This window comes from Actinoallomurus sp. NPDC050550 (assembly GCF_040655075.1).
Lineage (GTDB): Bacteria > Actinomycetota > Actinomycetes > Streptosporangiales > Streptosporangiaceae > Actinoallomurus.
Window position 1 is genome coordinate 1 of sequence record NZ_JBFAJC010000070.1, and the last position, 17,425, is coordinate 17,425.

The 17,425-nt window shown below is 70.8% G+C and carries 20 protein-coding genes; 6 read left to right on the forward strand and 14 right to left on the reverse strand.

The window, feature by feature from the left end; translation table 11 throughout:
• Nucleotides 1-117: 117 nt before the first annotated feature.
• From AB0I04_RS48525 to AB0I04_RS48565, 9 genes are read right to left on the reverse strand one after another with little or no spacing between them, the layout of a single operon-like run.
• On the reverse strand, nt 118-822 hold the full coding sequence (locus AB0I04_RS48525) for a (Fe-S)-binding protein (protein ID WP_360901379.1): 705 nt from the start codon (nt 820-822) through the stop codon (nt 118-120).
• A 4-nt stretch (nt 823-826) separates the two neighbouring features.
• Entirely contained in the window at nt 827-1,696 is an 870-nt protein-coding gene (locus AB0I04_RS48530) for an amidohydrolase family protein (RefSeq protein ID WP_360901382.1), read from the reverse strand.
• Nucleotides 1,693-2,610 (reverse strand): aldo/keto reductase, encoded by a 918-nt coding sequence (locus AB0I04_RS48535; RefSeq protein WP_360901385.1) that lies wholly within the window; start codon nt 2,608-2,610, stop codon nt 1,693-1,695. Before AB0I04_RS48535 ends, AB0I04_RS48530 begins: the two co-directional genes overlap by 4 nt.
• Nucleotides 2,611-2,662: 52 nt before the next feature.
• Nucleotides 2,663-3,676 carry an ABC transporter permease gene (locus tag AB0I04_RS48540; protein ID WP_360901388.1) on the reverse strand — a complete coding sequence of 338 codons (1,014 nt, stop codon included), beginning with the start codon at nt 3,674-3,676 and terminating at the stop codon, nt 2,663-2,665.
• Nucleotides 3,669-5,186, reverse strand: coding sequence for a sugar ABC transporter ATP-binding protein (locus AB0I04_RS48545; protein WP_360901391.1), 1,518 nt, complete (start codon nt 5,184-5,186; stop codon nt 3,669-3,671). The genes AB0I04_RS48540 and AB0I04_RS48545 overlap by 8 nt, the downstream gene beginning before the upstream one ends.
• Nucleotides 5,183-6,232 carry a sugar ABC transporter substrate-binding protein gene (locus AB0I04_RS48550; RefSeq protein ID WP_360901394.1) on the reverse strand — a complete coding sequence of 350 codons (1,050 nt, stop codon included), beginning with the start codon at nt 6,230-6,232 and terminating at the stop codon, nt 5,183-5,185. The genes AB0I04_RS48545 and AB0I04_RS48550 overlap by 4 nt, the downstream gene beginning before the upstream one ends.
• A 7-nt stretch (nt 6,233-6,239) precedes the next feature.
• Nucleotides 6,240-6,989 (reverse strand): SDR family oxidoreductase, encoded by a 750-nt coding sequence (locus tag AB0I04_RS48555; RefSeq protein ID WP_360901397.1) that lies wholly within the window; start codon nt 6,987-6,989, stop codon nt 6,240-6,242.
• A complete protein-coding gene (locus AB0I04_RS48560) occupies nt 6,986-8,269 on the reverse strand; it encodes an enolase C-terminal domain-like protein (protein ID WP_360901400.1) in 1,284 nt (427 codons plus the stop codon). The genes AB0I04_RS48555 and AB0I04_RS48560 overlap by 4 nt, the downstream gene beginning before the upstream one ends.
• Nucleotides 8,266-9,105: a fumarylacetoacetate hydrolase family protein gene (locus AB0I04_RS48565; protein WP_360901403.1), complete on the reverse strand. Its 840-nt coding sequence runs from the start codon at nt 9,103-9,105 to the stop codon at nt 8,266-8,268. The genes AB0I04_RS48560 and AB0I04_RS48565 overlap by 4 nt, the downstream gene beginning before the upstream one ends.
• 190 nt (nt 9,106-9,295) lie before the next feature.
• Between AB0I04_RS48565 and AB0I04_RS48570 the strand changes: the two genes are divergently transcribed.
• The 3 genes from AB0I04_RS48570 (at nt 9,296) to AB0I04_RS48580 (ending at nt 10,641) form a co-directional block, all read left to right on the forward strand.
• Complete coding sequence (locus AB0I04_RS48570) at nt 9,296-10,003, forward strand: FadR/GntR family transcriptional regulator (RefSeq protein WP_360901406.1); 708 nt, start codon at nt 9,296-9,298, stop codon at nt 10,001-10,003.
• 2 nt (nt 10,004-10,005) lie between these two features.
• Nucleotides 10,006-10,320: an L-rhamnose mutarotase gene (locus AB0I04_RS48575; RefSeq protein WP_360901409.1), complete on the forward strand. Its 315-nt coding sequence runs from the start codon at nt 10,006-10,008 to the stop codon at nt 10,318-10,320.
• Nucleotides 10,321-10,437: 117 nt separating this feature from the next.
• Nucleotides 10,438-10,641 carry a hypothetical protein gene (locus AB0I04_RS48580; RefSeq protein ID WP_360901412.1) on the forward strand — a complete coding sequence of 68 codons (204 nt, stop codon included), beginning with the start codon at nt 10,438-10,440 and terminating at the stop codon, nt 10,639-10,641.
• A gap of 7 nt (nt 10,642-10,648) precedes the next feature.
• Here AB0I04_RS48580 and AB0I04_RS48585 read toward each other — a convergent pair whose 3' ends face one another.
• From AB0I04_RS48585 to AB0I04_RS48595, 3 genes are all read right to left on the reverse strand, one after another.
• The gene (locus AB0I04_RS48585; RefSeq protein ID WP_360901415.1) at nt 10,649-10,828 is read right to left on the reverse strand and encodes a PspC domain-containing protein; all 180 of its coding nucleotides are present in this window, start codon (nt 10,826-10,828) and stop codon (nt 10,649-10,651) included.
• A 181-nt stretch (nt 10,829-11,009) separates the two neighbouring features.
• The gene (locus AB0I04_RS48590; RefSeq protein ID WP_360901418.1) at nt 11,010-12,329 is read right to left on the reverse strand and encodes a PQQ-binding-like beta-propeller repeat protein; all 1,320 of its coding nucleotides are present in this window, start codon (nt 12,327-12,329) and stop codon (nt 11,010-11,012) included.
• Nucleotides 12,330-12,460: 131 nt separating this feature from the next.
• Entirely contained in the window at nt 12,461-13,099 is a 639-nt protein-coding gene (locus AB0I04_RS48595; protein WP_360901421.1) for an MBL fold metallo-hydrolase, read from the reverse strand.
• A gap of 122 nt (nt 13,100-13,221) precedes the next feature.
• Here AB0I04_RS48595 and AB0I04_RS48600 point away from each other — a divergent pair, with 122 nt between their 5' ends.
• The 3 genes from AB0I04_RS48600 (at nt 13,222) to AB0I04_RS48610 (ending at nt 15,973) form a co-directional block, all read left to right on the forward strand.
• A complete protein-coding gene (locus AB0I04_RS48600) occupies nt 13,222-14,319 on the forward strand; it encodes a phosphotransferase family protein (protein ID WP_360901424.1) in 1,098 nt (365 codons plus the stop codon).
• A complete protein-coding gene (locus AB0I04_RS48605) occupies nt 14,316-15,401 on the forward strand; it encodes a hypothetical protein (RefSeq protein ID WP_360901427.1) in 1,086 nt (361 codons plus the stop codon). Before AB0I04_RS48600 ends, AB0I04_RS48605 begins: the two co-directional genes overlap by 4 nt.
• Nucleotides 15,402-15,496: 95 nt before the next feature.
• Entirely contained in the window at nt 15,497-15,973 is a 477-nt protein-coding gene (locus AB0I04_RS48610; RefSeq protein ID WP_360901430.1) for a hypothetical protein, read from the forward strand.
• A gap of 81 nt (nt 15,974-16,054) precedes the next feature.
• Here AB0I04_RS48610 and AB0I04_RS48615 read toward each other — a convergent pair whose 3' ends face one another.
• Complete coding sequence (locus AB0I04_RS48615) at nt 16,055-16,348, reverse strand: iron-sulfur cluster biosynthesis family protein (RefSeq protein WP_360901433.1); 294 nt, start codon at nt 16,346-16,348, stop codon at nt 16,055-16,057.
• A 128-nt stretch (nt 16,349-16,476) separates the two neighbouring features.
• Nucleotides 16,477-17,421 carry an LLM class F420-dependent oxidoreductase gene (locus AB0I04_RS48620; RefSeq protein WP_360901436.1) on the reverse strand — a complete coding sequence of 315 codons (945 nt, stop codon included), beginning with the start codon at nt 17,419-17,421 and terminating at the stop codon, nt 16,477-16,479.
• Nucleotides 17,422-17,425: the final 4 nt, after the last annotated feature.

Consider the following 17,425-nt stretch of genomic DNA (forward strand, 5'->3'; position numbering starts at 1 on the left):
TCTGTTCGATGGCGCTCGCTCCGCGAGCGCGGGAGCGGGCGCCCAACGCGCCGTCTTCCCTCGTCGCTCTGGTCGCTTCGCTCCCGGCGCTCCTCAGTCCAGACGACGCGCGCCCGCTCATGACGCGTCCCCCTCTGTGGAGGCGAGGATCTCGGCGAGGTGGACGACGCGGACGCCGGTGCGCTGGCGGGTGAGCGAGCCGCCGATGTGCATCAGGCAGGAGTTGTCGGCGGCGCACAGCACCTCGGCGCCGGTGTCGAGGACGTTGCGCACCTTGTCGGCGCACATCGCGGCGGACACGGCCGAATTCTTGAGCGAGAACGTGCCGCCGAAGCCGCAGCACTCGTCCGCGCCGCCCAGGGGTACGAGGGTCAGCCCGCGTACCTTCGAGAGCAGGTCCAGGGGCCGGGAGCCGACGCGCAGCGACCGGAGCGAGTGGCAGGTCGGGTGGTACGTCACGGTGTGCGGGAAGTACGCCCCGACATCGGTCACCCCGAGGACGTCGACCAGGAATTCCGACAGCTCATGCACCCCGGCCGGCGGTTTCACGCCGAGGGTGGGGTACCACTCTCGGATCATCGCCGCACACGACCCGGACGGGACCACGACGGCGTCATAGCCGTCGAACACGGCGGCGAAGCGGCGGGCCAGCGGCCGGGCGTCGTCGCGGTACCCCGTGTTGAAGTGCATCTGCCCGCAGCAGGTCTGCTCGAGCGGGAAGTCGACGGTGCAGCCGAGACGCTCCAGCAGCCGGACGGTCGCCTGCCCGGTGCCGGGGAAGAGCGTGTCGTTCACGCAGGTGACGAAGAGCCCGACCCGCATGATCTCAATTTATCCCGTACACGCGGCGGGCGGTCCCGCCGAAGACGGAGTCCCGGTCGCCGTCCGGCACCGCCTCCCGGGCCAGGTCGAGGACCTGCTCGTATGACGCGGCGAGCGTGCAGACCGGCCAGTCGGAGCCGTACATCACGCGGTCGGCGCCGAAGGAGTCCAGCACGTGCCGGGCGTACGGCAGGATGTCGGCCGGTTTCCAGTCGGGGGCGGCCTCGGTGACCAGGCCGGACAGCTTCACCGTGACGTTCGGCAGCGCGGCCAGCGACGTGATCCAGGCGGCCCACGGCTCCCACACCCCGCCGGCGATGTCGGGCTTGCCGGCGTGGTCGAGGACGAAGGAGGTCCCCGGAAGGCGGCGGGCGAGCTCCAGCGCCGCGTCGGCCTGCGGCGGCCGGACCAGCAGGTCGTACACCAGACCCGCGTCCGCGACGGCCTGGACGCCGCGCAGGACGCCCGGGCGCAGCAGCCACTCCGGGTCGGGTTCGTCCTGGGCCCCGTGGCGGATGCCGGCGAGCAGCTGGCCGGACGGGCTCTCCCTCACTTCGGCGATCTGGTCGGCCACGTCGGGCGCGGTGAGGTCCACCCAGCCGACGACGCCGACGATCGGCCCCGGCTCGTCGCCGTGTTCCAGCTCGACCGGGTTGTCCGCGGTGAACAGCAGGTCGTACGTCTCGGCGACGTCCTGCAACGCCTGGACGACGATCGAGTCGCGCACGCCGTACGGCGCGGTCAGCCCGGTGTACCGGGCCGCGTCGAACCTGCCCAGGATGGGGTCGGCCCAGGGGCCGTCCATCCAGGGGTAGTCGCGCAGTCCGGTGTCCCACAGGTGGTGGTGCGCGTCCAGCAGCACCGGCTCGCTCACAGGGCCTCCCACAGCGCCTCGGGGATGTCCGTCTCGAACAACGTCGTATTGTCGTCGACCTCGGCGACGCTACGGCAGCCGACGAGGACGCTCGCGACGGCGGGGTGCCGGAGCGCGAACCGCAGCGCCGCCGCCCGCAGTGGCACCCCGTGCTCGGCGCACACCCGCTCCAGGCCGGCGACGCGGTCGAGCAGCTCCGGCGGGGCGGGTTCGTAGTTGTACGTCGTGCCGCCGGCCAGCAGCCCGGAGTTGTACGCGCCGCCGATGACGACCGAGGTGCCGCGCCGCAGGCAGGCGGGCAGCAGGTCCTCCTCCGCCGACCGGTCGAGCAGGGTGTAGCGTCCGGCGCACAGCACGACGTCCAGGTCGAGCCGCTCGACGAACCGCGTCAGCATCGCCGTCTGGTTCATCCCGGCGCCGATGGCGCGGACGACGCCCTCGTCACGCAGGGCGGCCAGCGCCGGGTACGCCGTCGCGTAGACCTCCTCCTCGTGGTCGTCCGGGTCGTGCAGGTAGAGGATGTCCACGTGGTCGACGCCAAGGCGTTTGAGCGACTCCTCCAGGGACCGGCGGATGCCGTCGGCGCTCCAGTCCCAGACCCGCTTGTACGGCGGCGGGTCGGCGAACCCCTTGTCCTCGGGCGGTTCCCCCGGCTCCAGGGGGACGAGGAGCCGACCGACCTTGGTCGACAGGACGTACTCGCCGGTCAGGGCGGTGCCGAGGAGGTGTTCGCTCCGCCCGGTGCCGTAGTGCGGCGCGGTGTCGAAGTAGCCGATGCCCCGCTCCTGCGCGCGGCGTACGGTCGCCGTGGCCTCGGCCTCGGGTACGGGGGCGTACAGCCCGCCGATCGCGGCGCCACCGAACGCCAGCGTCGTCACCTCGACCGGCGAGTTTCCAAGTCTGCGGAGTTCCATCGCTACGTCGTCACCTCGACCTGCGGGCTTCCAAGCTTGCGGCGTTCCATCGCTACTCCTGTGCCTGGCCTGACGTGATCCGGCTGATGATCAGGGCGACGAGGATGATCGCGCCGTTGAGCGCGCCGATCCACTGCGCCGGGACCCCGGCCAGCGTGAGCACGTTCTGGATCATGTAGAGCAGCAGGATGCCGGTGAAGGCGCCGAAGATCGTGCCCTTGCCGCCGTTGAGCGAGACGCCGCCGATGACCGCTGCCGCGAACACCGTGAAGATCGCGCCGTTGCCCTGGCTGGCGGCCACCGAGGCGAGCCGGCCGGTGAGCAGCAGGCCGCCGAGCGAGGCCAGCAGGCTGGCCACGACGAGGGTCCCCCACAGCACCCGGTCGACGCGGATGCCGGCGGCGCGGGCGGCGTCGGCGTTGCCGCCGATGGCGTACAGCGCCCGCCCGAACCGGGTGTAGCCGGTCACCGCGATGGCCACGGCGTACAGCACCAGGCAGATCCAGATCGACGCGGGCAGGCCCAGCCAGACGGCGTTGCCCAGGTAGATCATGGAGTTCGGCAGGTTGAAGAAGGTCTTGCCGCCGCTGATGCCGGTGAGCAGGCCGCGCAGCACGATCAGCATGCCCAGCGTGACGATGAAGCCGTTGAGACGGAACCGCACAATCAGCAGGCCGTTGACCCAGCCGATGGCGAGGCCGACGGCGAGGGTGATGGGGATCGACCACGCGCCGGACAGCCAGCCGAGGCCGTGCGTGACGCCCGGGGCGAGCACGAGCCAGGCGGCGACCCCGGGCGCGAGCCCGAACGTCGACTCCAGCGACAGGTCCATCCGACCGCAGATCAGCACCAACGCCTCGGCCAGCACGAGCAGCGAGATCTCCGACTGCTGCTGCAGCACGTTGACCAGGTTGTCCCAGTGCAGGAACACCGGATTGACGAAGTACCCGACGATGCCGATCACGATGATCGCCGGTACCAGCGCGAGGTCCCGCAGGCGCGCCAGCCGTGGCGCGGTGGTCCGGCCCGGGGCCGGCGCGGCCAAGGCCGTCTGTGTGTCAGTCACGGATGCCCTCCATCGCGGCGATCAGTTCGTGGTCGTCCCATCCCTTCGGCATCTCGGCGACGACGGCGCCCTTGAACAGGACGAACACCCGGTCGCAGGGGCGAAGGTCGTCCAGGTCGTCGGAGATGATCAGGACGCCGGTGCCGCCGGCGGCCGCCGTGGAGGCCGTTCCCAGCAGCGTCTCCTTCGCCCTGACGTCGACTCCGGCGGTGGGCTGCATCAGCACGAGCACCTTGGGGTCGTTGGCGAGCGCGCGGGCCATGACGACCTTCTGCTGGTTGCCGCCGGACAGCGCCGACACCGGCTGCTCGGGACCGGCCGCCTTGATGTCCAGGTCGTCGATGGCCTTGACGCCGAGTTCGTCGCGGCGGCGCGGTCCGACGATCCCGAAGCGGCCCAGCCGCTCGGGGACGGTGAGCGTGGCGTTCTCGGCGATGGACAGGCCGGGGACCAGGCCCTCCTTGTGCCGGTCCTGCGGGACGAAGCCGAGGCCGGCCCGCAGCGCGGCCGGCACGCTGCCCGGCCGGGGCGTCCGGCCGCCGATCTGCACCGTGCCGGAGGCGGCACGGCGCAGGCCGACGATCGACTCGCCGACCGCCATCTTCCCGGAGCCGCCGGCCCCGGCCAGTCCGACGATCTCGCCGGGGGCCACGGTCAGCGACACGTCCTCGAAGACGCCGGGGACGCCGAGCCCGGTCACGCTGAGCGCGGGCTCGACGCCGCGGGACGGCGCGGGCCGGTCGGCGCCGAGGTCGATCAGCCCGGTGGCCTCACCGGTCATCGCGGTGATGAGCGCCTGCTTGTCCAGTTCCGCGACCGGGGAGGTCACGATGTGCCGGGCGTCGCGCATCACGGTGACGGTGTCGCAGACCTCGTACACCTCGTCGAGGTGGTGGCTAATGAACAGGAACGTCACCCCGGACTCTCGCAGGGAGCGCATCCGGGAGAACAGCCGCTCGATCGCCTGGCCGTCCAGCTGGGCGGTCGGCTCGTCGAGGATGATGAACCGCGAGCCGTGCGACAGGGCCCGCGCGATCTCGACGAGCTGCCGCTGCTCGACGGTGAGGCGCTCGGCCGGCGCCTGGACGTCGACGTCGACCTCCCAGGTGTCCAGCAGCTCCCGGGCGCGGCGGCGAAGCGCACCCCAGGAGATCAGGCCGCTCCCCTGCCGGTTCAAGAAGAGATTCTCGGCGACCGACAGCGACGGGATGACCGTCAGCTTCTGGTAGACGCAGGCGACGCGCTGCCGCCACGCCTCCCGGTCGGCGAGGGCCGGCGCGGGCGACCCACCGAACTCCACCGTCCCCGAGTCCGGGGCGAGCAGGCCGGTGAGCACCGACACCAGGGTCGATTTCCCGGCGCCGTTGCGGCCGACGAGGGCGTGCACCTCGCCGTCGTTCACGGTCAGCGACACGTCGTCGAGCGCGACGGTCACGCCGAACCGCTTGTTGATCCTGTGTGCCGCCGCGACCGGCGGGACGCCGGTCGCGGCGCTGGCGGGAACGCTCATTTGATCTGGTTGCCCCAGAGCTGCGGGTCCGTCGCCTTCAACGAGCCCGGGTAGGTGCCGTCCTTGGTGACGAGCGGCGCGGGAATCTGGTCCTCCAGCAGGCCCGGTCGCGGCGCGACGATCGTCGAGTCGTGGTCGGTCTTACCCGGCGCGAACTTCTTGCCGTCGATGGCCGCCTTGACGTAGTACAGCGCGTACTTGGCGTACAGGTCGGCGGGCTGCGACACGGTCGCGTCGATCTGCCCGGCCTCCATCGCCTTCATCTCCTCCGGGATGCCGTCGTTGGAGACGATCGCGATGTGCTTCGGGTTGCCCGGCGGGAAGATCAGGCCCTTCTGCTTCAGGACGTTCAGCGTCGGGGCGAGGAACGCGCCGCCCGCCTGCATGTAGATCCCGTTCAGGTCGGGGTTGGCGGCGAGCGTGGTCTGCAGCTTGTTCGCGCCGACGTCGCCCTTCCACTCGGTGGGCAGGCCGATGACCTTGATGCCGGGGTAGTTCTGGGACATGCACTGGTTGAACGCCTCGGTGCGGTCCCGGCCGTTGATGGAGGCCAGGTCGCCTTCGAGCATCGCGACCTTGCCCTTGCCCTTCAGCGTGTCGCCGAGGAACTTGCAGGCCTTCTCGCCGTACGCGCGGTTGTCGGCGCGGACCACCATGTAGACGTCGCCCTTGTCGGGGCGGGTGTCGACGGTGACGACCGGGATCTTCTTCGCCTTGAGCTGGTCCAGCGTCGGCGCGACCGCGGCGGTGTCCTGCGGGGCGAGCACCATGCCCTTCACGCCCTGGCCGATGAGCGACTGCACGTTGGCGGTCAGCTTGGCGATGTCGTTCTCGGAGTTGGTCGTCTTCAGGTCCAGGCCGTCCTGCTTGCCGTACTGCGGGACGTACTTGATGTAGGAGTTCCAGAAGTCGGTGTCGGACCGGGGGTAGTCGACACCGACGACGCTGCCGCCGCCCGCGCCGCTGCCGCTGCTCTTGTTGCACCCGGTCAGCACCACTGCGGCCGCCGCGAACGCGGCACCCGCCGCGAGCATCGATCGCTTCATCGCGTCCTCATTTCTCTGGGCGAAGTCGCAGGCCGGCCATGCCCCCGTCGACCGCCAGCGCCGTTCCTGTCGTCGCCGACGCGAGAGGACTGGCCAGGTAGGCGATCGCCGTGGCGACCTCCTGGGCGCTGACCAGCCGCCCGCTCGGCTGACGGGCCGCCAGCGCGGCCCGTTCCGCCTCCGGATCATCGGTCGCGGCGAGCAGCCGGGAGACCCAGGGCGTGTCGGCGGTGCCCGGGTTGACGCACGTCACCCGGATCCCGTCGCGCAGGTGATCCGCCGCCATCGCCAGGGTGAGCGACTGAACGGCACCTTTGGTCGCCGAGTACAGCGCGCGCTGCGGCAGCCCGGCGGTGGCCGCGATCGAGCAGGTGTTCACGATCGCGGCATGTTCGGATCGGCGCAGGTGCGGCAGAGCCGCGCGGCTCACCCGCACCATGCCGAACACGTTGACCTCGAAGACGTTGCGCCACTCTTCGTCGGTGTTGTCCTCGACCGTGCCCTGCGCGCCGATCCCGGCGTTGTTGACCAGCACGTCCAGGCCGCCGAGGTGCTCCACCGCCTCCGTGACCGCCGCCCGGACCGACACGTCGTCCCGTACGTCGGTCTTGACGCCGTGCAACGGCTCCGGCGGGGTGGACAGGTCGAGGCAGCTCACGGTGGCGCCGCGCTCGGTCAACAGGCGCGCCGTCGCGAGCCCGATGCCGGAGGCGCCTCCCGTGACGATGGCCCTGATCCCGCTGAACTCCACAGTCACGACCTCCAGGCGGCGCCGTCGGGGTAGGCGTATTCGAGCAGACTCTCTGCCTTCATCTGCGCCGACATGCCGGGGGCCGTCGGCGCGAGATAGTGGCCGTCCCGGATGCGGACCGGGTCGGTGAAGTGCTCGTGCAGGTGATCGACGTACTCGATCACGCGGTTCTCGGTGCTCCCGCTGATCGCGAGGTAGTCGAACATCGACAGGTGCTGCACGACCTCGCACAGTCCGACGCCGCCGGCGTGCGGGCAGACCGGGACGCCGTACTTCGCGGCGAGCAGGAGGATCGCGACGTTCTCCGGCACGCCCGCGACGCGGCAGGCGTCGATCTGCAGCACGTCGATGGCCTCGGCCTGCAGCATCTGCTTGAAGATCACGCGGTTGGCCACGTGCTCCCCGGTCGCCACCCGGACGGGCGCGACGGACCGGCGCACGGCGGCGTGCCCGAGGATGTCGTCGGGGCTGGTCGGCTCCTCGATCCACCACGGGTCGTACGGCTTGAGGGCCTCGACCCACTCGATCGCCTGGCCGACGTCCCAGCGCTGGTTCGCGTCGATGGCGATGCGGACGTCGGGTCCGACGGTCTGGCGGGCCAGCTCCATGCGGCGGACGTCGTCGGTCAGGTCGCCGCCGACCTTGAGCTTGATCTGGGTGAAGCCCTCCGCGACGGCCTCGCGCGCCAGGACGACGAGCTTGTCGTCGGTATACCCGAGCCAGCCGGGCGTCGTCGTGTACGCCGGGTAGCCGGTGGCCAGCAGCGCGGCCTCCCGTTCGTCGCGTCCCGGGCGGGCCGCCGTCAGCAGGTCGACGGCCTCCTCCGGGCGGAGCGCGTCGGTGAGGTACCTCCAGTCGGCCAGGTCGACGATCTGCTCGGGCGTCATGTCCGCCAGCAGCCGCCAGACGGGCTTGCCCGCGACGCGCCCGGCGAGGTCGAACGCCGCGTTGATGATCGCGGCGGCGGCCATGTGGACCGCGCCCTTCTCCGGGCCGAGCCAGCGCAGCTGCGAGTCGTGGATCAGCCGCCGCGCGAAGCCGCCCAGGTCGGACAGGTCGATGTCGAGGCCGACGACGAGCGGCGCGTACGCCTCGATCGCCGCGACGCACACCTCCGTGCCGCGCCCGATCGTGAAGGTGAACCCGTGACCCTCGGCGCCGTCGTCCGTGCGGAGCACGGCGTACGCCGCGGAGTAGTCCGGGTCCGGATTCATGGCGTCCGAACCATCCAGCTGCCGCGAAGTCGGGAATCGAATGTCGTAGGCGTCGAGTGCGATGACCTTCATGCGAGCCTCTGCCGTTGCTGCCCGAGCCCGTCGATCTCGAGTTCCACGATGTCACCCTTGTGGAGGAAGGAGATACCCGGGCTGCCCAACGCGACTCCGGCCGGGGTCCCCGTGTTGATCACGTCTCCGGGGTCCAGGACCATGAACTGGCTGATGTACCAGATCAGGTGGTCCACCGTGAAGATCATGTTCTTGGTGTTGCCGTCCTGGCGGAGGTCGCCGTTGACCCACAGCCGCAGGCCGAGGTCCTGCGGGTCGGCGATCTCCTCGGCGGTCACCAGGTGCGGCCCGAGGGGGTTGAAGGTCTCACACGACTTGCCCTTGTCCCACGTGCCGCCGCGCTCGAGCTGGTACTCCCGCTCGGAGACGTCGTTGCTGATCGCGTACCCGGCGATGAGCGCGCGCGCCTCCGCCGGCGAGTCCAGGTAGCGGGCCTGGCCGCCCAGGATGATGGCGAGCTCGACCTCGTAGTCGGTCTTCTCGCTGCCCGGGGGGATGAGCACGTCGTCGTCCGGGCCGACGACGGTGTTCGACGCCTTCATGAAGATGATCGGCTCGGCCGGGATCTCGGCGCCCGTCTCCTCCGCGTGGTCCCGGTAGTTCAGGCCCACGCACACCACCTTGCCGGGCCGTGCCACCGGGGAACCGACCCGCTTGGTGTTCTGGATGGGCGGCAGCTCGCCCGCCGCGTACGCCGCCCTGGCGCGGTCCAGGCCCGTGGCGAGGAAGTCTCCGTCGATGTCGCGGGTCACACCGGACAGATCGAGGAGCGAGCCGTCCTCCGCCAGGACCGCGGGCCGTTCGGCGCCGACCGGTCCGACACGCAGCAGCTTCACGTAGTCGTACCCCCTGCTCGTCGGTTGGTCCGACCTCTCACCGATTCATCGGACCTCTTACCCGGACATAAGACCACTACAGGGCGCTGTGCTGGCAATACCCCGTTACACACTTGTTACTTTTGTGAAATTGGTAAGACCTCTTAACGTCCGGCAAGATGAGTTTCGCAAACCGGAGGAGGGGACGCGCGTGCCGGACGACACCGGTGGCAAGACCACCGTCACCCAGCGGGCGATCGACGAGATCAAGACGCGGATCGCCATGGGTGAATTCGTGCCCGGGCAGCGCCTGCCGACCGAGCGCGACCTCGCCGCCGACCTCGGCCTGTCGCGCAGCTCGATGCGGGAGGCGATCCGCGCCCTGACGGTCATGGGGGTACTGGAGGCCCGGCACGGGGCCGGCATCTACGTCACACAGCTGAAGCCGGGCGACCTGCTGGAGACGTTCGGTGTCGTCGCGGAGATCTCGCGCGGCGACACCCTGCTGCACCTCGTCCAGGTCCGCAAGATCCTCGAGCCCGCGGCCGCCGCCGCGGCAGCGGCGCGCATCGACGACGAAGGCCTCGCCGGCCTACGCGCCGAGATGAGGGCCATGGAGCGCGCCTCGACCGCGGAGGAGAACGTCGGGCACGACCTGGAGTTCCACCGGATCATCACCGAGGCCGCCGGCAACCCGGTGCTCGGCGCGATCCTCGGCGGGCTGAACAGCCGCACCTTCCGGGCCCGCGTCTGGCGCGGCTATCAGGAGGAGGGCGTCTTCCCGCGCACCGCTCGCGAGCACGACGCGATCTACCGTGCCCTGGTCGAGCGCGACCCCGACGGCGCCCGCGTCGCCGCAGCCGTGCACATCGGCGCGGTCGAGGAGTGGGCCCGCCGCCAGACGGACGAGGAGGAGTGAGGATGCGCATCGCGCTGCACACCCGACTCAGGCCCGGCCGCGAGGAGGAGTACGAGAAGGCCCACCGGGAGGTCCCCCCGGCCCTCGTCCAGGCGATCAAGGACGCCGGCGCGCACGAGTGGACGATCTGGCGCAGCGGGCTGGACCTGTTCCACGTCATCGACTGCGACGACTACACCGCGCTGCTCGCCGCCCTGGAGGACCTGCCGGTCAACGTCGCGTGGCAGGCCCGCATGGCCGGCTACCTCGACGTCGTCCACGACTACTCCGGCGAGGGCGCCGCCAAGGGCCTCCCCGTCGTCTGGCGCCTGGAGTAGGCCGAGCGGCGGGCCCGAGGCGAGTCGCGGGGAGCATATGCGCGGGCCCGACGCCCGCGGCGGAGAGCGTACGGGCGGGCCTGAGGCCCGTGGTGGGGGTGGCTCCACCCCAGGTTCGTGGTCGGGTCGCCGGCCGCGCTCGCGGTGTCGGCGGACCGCCCGGTCGCGACGGTCGTCGTCTACGCGCTCACCGGCGCGGCCGCCGGATGCCTGATCCGGTACGCACGGCACCGTCGCGACGTGCTGGAGCGCGTCCGCGCGGGCGCGCTCCGGCGTGCCGTCGCGCCCGCCCGCGAGGACGAGCGGGTTCTGGCCGCCTGAGCGCGTTCTACTCGCTGGGCATCATGATCCACAGGATGATGTAGATCACGAACTGCGGGCCGGGCAGCAGGCAGGACAGGATCGCCAGCAGCCGGACCGTCCACGGCCCCAGCCCGTACCGGCGACCGAGACCGGCGCAGACACCGGCGATGACACGCCCCTGACGCGGGCGATAGAGACCGTTCACTGCGATACCCCTTCGCGATGGACTACTCACCACGCTAGGCAGCGCGTCTCCCGGACACATCGCTCGCGGGATCGATCCCGCCTCGTCCCGCAGACCTACGGGTCACCCCTAAGGGTGTCGGGTGTATCAACGGACACCCCCATAGGGCACGGAGGTCCCCTATGAACGCGGTGGTGGAGCACTAGCCGGTTGCGGTGAGCAGGACGTACGGGGGCAACTTGTCGTTTGGCTCCACGTTCTCGTCTTCGACCACGAGGGTGCCGAAGTCGCCGCCGACAAGCCCGGGATCGCCGCCGCGCTCGAACATGGGGAGTTCCTGAATGCCCGTGGTCTTTCCAGCCGAATCGAAGGTGAAGACCTTGATCGGGCGCGGTTCCAGCTCGACGACGCGCACTTGGCCGCCGATGACGGTGCCGGAGCGCAGCCTGGTGAGTTGGTCGCCGGCACCGGAGAAGGTGCGCCGCCACAGCCGTTTCCCGTCCGCGGCGCGATAGGCCGTGATCTGGTCGTCGTGCTCGGTCACCACGACGAGGCCGTCGCCTCCGGCCACGCCCGCATACGCACCCGAATCGACGTGCCACAGGGGACGGCCCGTACGCGAGTCGAGCACCCGGTATCCCCGCCCCAGTCCGTTCTCGACCTCGTTCTGGAGGAGTTCATGGTCGCCGACCGGCAGCAGCGAGCCGCCGGGGAGGCGTTCGAAGCCCGGCATCGCCCGGCCGGACGACGCGTCGAGAAGGGTGCTGTAGGCGTACTGCGGATCGTACGGGGAAGGGGGGCCATCGGCGCAGGCGACGTCCAGCGGCAGGAAGGAGCCCTCCGTCCGGGCCTTGCCCACCGGGTCGCCGAAGACGCAGTCGTGCGGTGCCGCGTGCGACCACACACGCCGGCCCGACGACGCGTCGTAGGCGTCCACACCCCGGTCCTGCACGACCGCGACGAGCGGGCGCCCGGCCGGCCCGGTCAGCCCCGCGGGGACCTCTCGTTCCTCGCCCTTCGAGTCGACCTTCGGAAAGGACCGATCCGGCAGGTCGGCATGCACGCGGTGTCCCGTTCGCACATCGACGATCGTCAGCCCGCGATCACTCCAGACGACGGCGGCACGCCGACCGTCGACCCGGCCGACCGCGTCGACCCGGACGCGCCCTGGCCTGCTGATCCCCCACCAGGTCCGTCCCGTGCGGAGGTCGACCGCGCGTACTCCACCGTCGTGCCGCTCGACGAGCGCGCCCGCCGCCAGAATCGGATCCGCGGCGTCCCGGAAGCGGCGGGCCCCCGAGGACGGCACGCCGCTCACCGATCGCGGCGGCGTGCCGTGCGCGCCCGAAAGGTGCTCCCAGGGACTGAACAACCAGGTACCGGTACCGGCCAGGATCAATACCGCCGCGAAGGCGGGTACGCCGGCCGTCAGCCACCTGCTCCGGCGGGTCCGCTGAGGAGGCCGCGGGGCGTCCGTGTCCTCCCCCGCGGCCGCGAGCGGCAGGTCGGTCTCGTTCTCCATCGTCGCTCAATCCCATGCGTTCTTGCCGAAACGTCCGAGTCTGAGCATGGCGCATCCGTGACCAGGAGTCCGACACGGGTCGGTGTCCGCCATGGGATACGGACCGAACGTCGGCCCGGTTCGGCGATGGGTCAAGGGATGTCGACGGACTCGCCCGGCTGGAGGCGGCGGAACTCCTTGTCCTGGCGCTTGCCCTCGCCCGCCAGCTGGTTGTCCAGCAGGCCGAGCCCGAAGTCGTTGAGCAGGCCGTCGTGGACCGCGTACGCGCGCCTGGGCGCGACCGCCCGCAGGTACTCGATCATCTCCGGGGCCTTCATCCAGGGCGCCTGGCCGGGGACGAGGAGCGTGGGCGCCTCCAGCACGGTGAAGGCGTCACCCGGGTGGAAGACCTCCCCGTCGATGAGGAAGCCGATGTTCTCCACCGGGGGTACGTCCGGGTGGACGACCTCGTGCTTCTGTCCGGCCACGGCCACGTCGAACCCCGCGATCGTCAGCGAGTCGCCGTCCCCGACCGTACGGACGCGGTCGCCCAGATCGTCCAGGTCGCCGGCGACGGCCCGGCAGGTGTAGACGGTGAGCCGCGGGTCGTCCGTGAGGGCTTGGCGCAGCCGTTCGGCCTGGTAGTGGTCGAAGTGCTCATGGGTGATCAGCACGGCGTCCGCGCCCGCGAGCGCGTCGCCCTGCGGGGTCAGAACACCGGGGTCGATGACGAGCGTGCGGTCGTCCTTCTGCAGGCGGACACAGGAGTGCCCGAGCTTCGTCAACCTCATACTTCGATCCTGACACGGGCCGCGTCGGCTTCTCAGGCGGCCCTCCTGCCGGTTGACGATCAACCGAGCGCTTGGTAGATACAGGGAGGTCGGGGAAACGTTTCGGCGAGGAGGCCCGGACCATGCCGGTTCCCGACCAGCGAGATCCCGAAGTGACGCGCACGGTCCTGACCCGGTGGCTGTCGGAACGCCTGCCGGGCACCGGCGTGGCGATCCCCCGGCTGGAGATCCCCCGGACGACCGGATTCTCGGCCGAGACGCTGCTGTTCGACGCCGAGTGCGACGGCCGCGTGGAGCACCTGGTCGCCAAGGTGGCGCCGAGCCGCTATCAGGTCTTCCCCGATCCGCTGCCGTACGCCGCCCAGTACCGCCTGCTGCGGATCCTCGACGAACGGACCGGCATCCCGGTGCCCCCGATGCGCTGGTACGAGCCCGACGCCGGCCTGCTGGGCGCGCCCTTCTTCGTCATCGACCGGGTCGACGGCCGCGCGCCGGACGACAACCCGCCCTACCACCAGGCGGGCTGGGTCACCGAGGTGACACCCGTGCACCGAGCGCGCATGTGGACGTCCGGCCTCGACGTCCTGGCCGCCGTACACCGGCTGGATCCGGCGCCCTTCGCGTTCCTCGACCGGACGAGGTACGGAGCGGCCGGCTTAGAACAGCGGCTCGGCTACTACACCCACTACATGAGCTGGGCGTACCACGGGCCACAGCCGACCTGCGCCGAGGCGCTGCGGTGGCTGCGCGAGCACCGGCCGGACGAGCCGGACCCGCCCGTGCTGCTGTGGGGCGACGGGCGGATCGGCAACATCCTCTACGGCGACGACGGCGAACCGCGGGCCGCGCTCGACTGGGAGATCGCCACGCTCGGCGCGCCCGAGGAGGACCTCGCCTGGTACATGTACCTCGACCGGCACCACTCGGAGGGCATCGGCGTCCCGCGCCTTCCCGGCTTCGCGTCCTACGCCGCCACCGTCGCGTACTACGAGGAGCTGGCCGGCCGGAGGATGCGGCACATGGCGTACTACGAGGTCCTGTCGGCCTTCAAGTTCGCGGTGATCATGGCGCGGATCGGGCAGGCGTTCATCGACTGGGGCCTGACGCCGCCCGACAGCGACTTCCCGGTGGACAACACCGCGTCCCGGCTGCTCGCCGGGCTCCTGAACCTGCCCGTCCCCGGTCCCGCGACCGGCCCACCACCCGGAGGCCGCCGATGACGCTCTCACCACTCGACGACTACCCGGTCCACCAGGTACCCGACGTGATGCGGCACGTCGCCACCTCGGACCGCAACTTCTATGACCGGTACTACTTCAACTGCCACTCCCGCTCGGACGAGCTCATGCTCATCGTCGGGCTCGGGCAGTATCCGAACCTGGGCGTCACGGACGCGTTCGCCCTGGTCCGGCGCGGCCCGCTGCATCGCGTCGTCCGGGCCTCGCGCGAGCTCGGCGCGGACCGGATGGACACCTCGGTCGGACCGTTCCGCGTGGAGGTGCTGGAAGGGCTCAAGCGCCTGCGCGTCGTCCTCGAGCCGAACGACCATGGGCTGGCGTTCGACCTGACCTGGGAGGGGACGATCCCGGCGCAGCTGGAGCCCCCGCACTTCATCCGCGCCCACGAGCGGGTGGTGTTCGACTCGCGCCGGCTCGCGCAGACCGGCAGGTGGACCGGCGCCATCACCGTGGACGACACGACCGTGCCGGTGACCCCGGACCGCTGGTGGGGCAGCCGCGACCGGTCCTGGGGCATCCGCCCGGTCGGCGAGGCGGAGCCGCCGGGCATCCAGGCCACGGGCACGGCGAGCTTCTACTGGCTGTACGCGCCGATGCAGTTCGAGGACCACGCGATCCTGTGCATCGTGCAGGAGGACGCGCAGGGTCGCCGGGTGCTGGAGGAGGCCGTACGCGTGTGGCCGGACGACCGTGAGCCGGAGTATCTCGGCCGCCCGGAGTACCGGCCGACCTACGCTCCGGGGACACGCGTCGTCACCGAGGCGGTGATCGCGTTCGCCCCGCCGGGCGGCAAGCCGTTCGACGTGCGCGTCACCCCGCTGCTGCCGGTGCACCTGATGGTCGGCAGCGGCTACGGACTGGAACCCGACTGGCGGCACGGGATGTACCAGGGGCCTGAGCTGAAGGTGCAGGGCGTGACGTACGACCTCCGCCGCCCCGAGGACGCCGCCCGCATGTGGGGCATGGTCGACGCTGTGGCGCGGTTCGAGTACGACGGCGGCACGGGCCACGGGCTGTTCGAGAATTGGGCCCTCGGCGATCACCCGAGCTTCGCGGAGGACTGAGCTCGGGCGCTCTCGGACGAGCACTCGAATCCGCTGTCTCCAGGAATGACGAGCGACCTTTTCCGTACGATCGCGGGAAAACCTATACCGTACAGGTGAGTAGAACGGCGTGGACGCGTGCCAACTCCGCTACCAGGGGTGACGTGGCGTCGCCGACGCGGCCGTTCCGCTGGCTCGTCGGATCCCTCGCATTGCTCACGGCGCTCTTCATCGCGCTGACGGTCATGATGATCGCCGTACCGGGTTACACCCGCGACGCGGTTCTCCGGCACAGCCCCGCGCTCACCCATCGGGACCTGGACACCGCGGTGAATGTCACGATCGCCTACACGGCCGTCATGCACGTCGTGCACGTCGCCATCGCGACGTGGCTGGTCGTGAAGGCGCTGAAACGGCGCCGGTGGGCACGCATCGCGCTGACCGTCTACCTTCCGCTCGCCACCGTGGGCAGCCTCGCCTCATGGAGCGACCTGCGGTTCGCCTGGGTGGTCGTTCTCAGTGGCGTCGTGCACCTGGTGATCATCGGACTGCTCTGGCTGCCGCATTCCGTGCGGGCGTACTTCGCTCGGTGAACATCGCGCGGCGGCCACTGGTGCGACCGGGCGGTCGCCCCACCGTGGTCACGACCGCCCGGGGATCACACCTAACATCGGCTATACCGCCTGTTCCGCGAGGCGGAAGGTCACGTCTCCGTTCTCATCGACGCTCGCGTCGAGCGTCATCTCGTCGAGGATCGTCGCGGCGTCCGGCTCGAGGTAGACGCGCGCGCCCTGCTCCTCGACGATCTCGTCGCCGGCCTGCGGTCCTTCGGCCACCGCGAGGGAGAGCGTGCCCGCCTCGTCCGTCTGGTTCTGGGTGGCGATCCGCAGGCCGGTCTGCGGCGAAAGCTCGGGCTGGCTGGTGACGGTACGGATCACCTGGACCGCCGAATCGGTCAGCGTCAGCACGATCGACAGCTCCTTCTGGTCGGTTGCAGGTCAGCACGGAGCGCGGCCGCCCCATGCATGCGGCCTGCCATGCCCGACCGTCTGCGGGGCCAAACATCCCCGATCTTGCGATTTGCCGAGATGCCGGCCTAGGGAGCGAGCGCGCGTACGGCGTCCGTGACCTGGGTCTCGCTGTTCGGCAACACGGCGAGGACGGGCGTGTCCAGGCCGGCGTCGACGTACGCGCGGACGCGTTCCCGGCACTCGTCCGGCGAGCCGTGGACGAGGAGGTCGTCGACCACGTCGTCCGGAATGGCGGCGAGGGCGGCCTTGCGGTCGCCTGCGGCCCACGCCTCGTTCATCGCCGCGAGCCGTTCACCGCGGCCGAGCCACTCGTGGAAGGCCGCGTATACGGGAACCGTCAGGTACGCCGCGATCATCCGCCGGCCGAGCGCCCGCGCCTCATCGGCGTTCGACGTCGGGCAGACGAAGATCCGCGCGATCAGTTCCTTCTCCGTGCCGAACTCGGCCCGGACCTTCGGGACGTCGGACGGCGCCAGCCAGTTGGTGATCGCACCGTCGGCCTCACGGGCGGCCAGCCGGAGCATGCCGGGGCGCAGTGCGGCGAGGACGATCGGCGGCGGCGTCCGCGGCGGAGTCTCCAGCTTGAAACCGCTCACGCCGAGCGCCTCGTCGCTGACCTTCTCGCCGGCCAGGGCCCGGCGAAGGAACCGCAGCGTGTCCCGCACCCGCCGGTACGGCTCGGTGAAGGGGATGCCGTTCCAGCGCTCCACGATCACCGGCGAGGACGTCCCGATGCCGAGGACGAACCGGCCGGGGGCGAGGTCGGCGAGGGTGGCGGCCTGCTGGGCGAGCAGGCCGGGACCGCGCGTGTAGACGGGCACGATCGCCGGGCCGAGCCGCAGCCGCGGCTCCCACTGGGAGGCGAGGGCGAGCGGCGTGAACGCGTCGGTCCCGGCGGTCTCCGCCGACCACGCGTCCGTGTATCCAAGGTCCACCAGCCCTTCGACCACCTTCCGGTGCTCGGCCAGTGGCACACCCATGAGCGGAATCGTCAGTCCCCATCGAGACATGCGG

What these genes read in the sequence shown, in the direction of transcription:
- AB0I04_RS48605 (WP_360901427.1), top strand. Translation starts at nt 14,316, where the DNA reads ATGACGCTCTCACCACTCGACGACTACCCGGTCCACCAGGTACCCGAC.
- AB0I04_RS48535 (WP_360901385.1), bottom strand. Translation starts at nt 2,610, where the DNA reads ATGGAACTCCGCAGACTTGGAAACTCGCCGGTCGAGGTGACGACGCTG.
- AB0I04_RS48620 (WP_360901436.1), bottom strand. Translation starts at nt 17,421, where the DNA reads ATGTCTCGATGGGGACTGACGATTCCGCTCATGGGTGTGCCACTGGCC.
- AB0I04_RS48600 (WP_360901424.1), top strand. Translation starts at nt 13,222, where the DNA reads ATGCCGGTTCCCGACCAGCGAGATCCCGAAGTGACGCGCACGGTCCTG.
- AB0I04_RS48560 (WP_360901400.1), bottom strand. Translation starts at nt 8,269, where the DNA reads ATGAAGGTCATCGCACTCGACGCCTACGACATTCGATTCCCGACTTCG.
- AB0I04_RS48545 (WP_360901391.1), bottom strand. Translation starts at nt 5,186, where the DNA reads ATGAGCGTTCCCGCCAGCGCCGCGACCGGCGTCCCGCCGGTCGCGGCG.
- AB0I04_RS48595 (WP_360901421.1), bottom strand. Translation starts at nt 13,099, where the DNA reads ATGAGGTTGACGAAGCTCGGGCACTCCTGTGTCCGCCTGCAGAAGGAC.
- AB0I04_RS48575 (WP_360901409.1), top strand. Translation starts at nt 10,006, where the DNA reads ATGCGCATCGCGCTGCACACCCGACTCAGGCCCGGCCGCGAGGAGGAG.
- AB0I04_RS48590 (WP_360901418.1), bottom strand. Translation starts at nt 12,329, where the DNA reads ATGGAGAACGAGACCGACCTGCCGCTCGCGGCCGCGGGGGAGGACACG.
- AB0I04_RS48525 (WP_360901379.1), bottom strand. Translation starts at nt 822, where the DNA reads ATGCGGGTCGGGCTCTTCGTCACCTGCGTGAACGACACGCTCTTCCCC.
- AB0I04_RS48550 (WP_360901394.1), bottom strand. Translation starts at nt 6,232, where the DNA reads ATGAAGCGATCGATGCTCGCGGCGGGTGCCGCGTTCGCGGCGGCCGCA.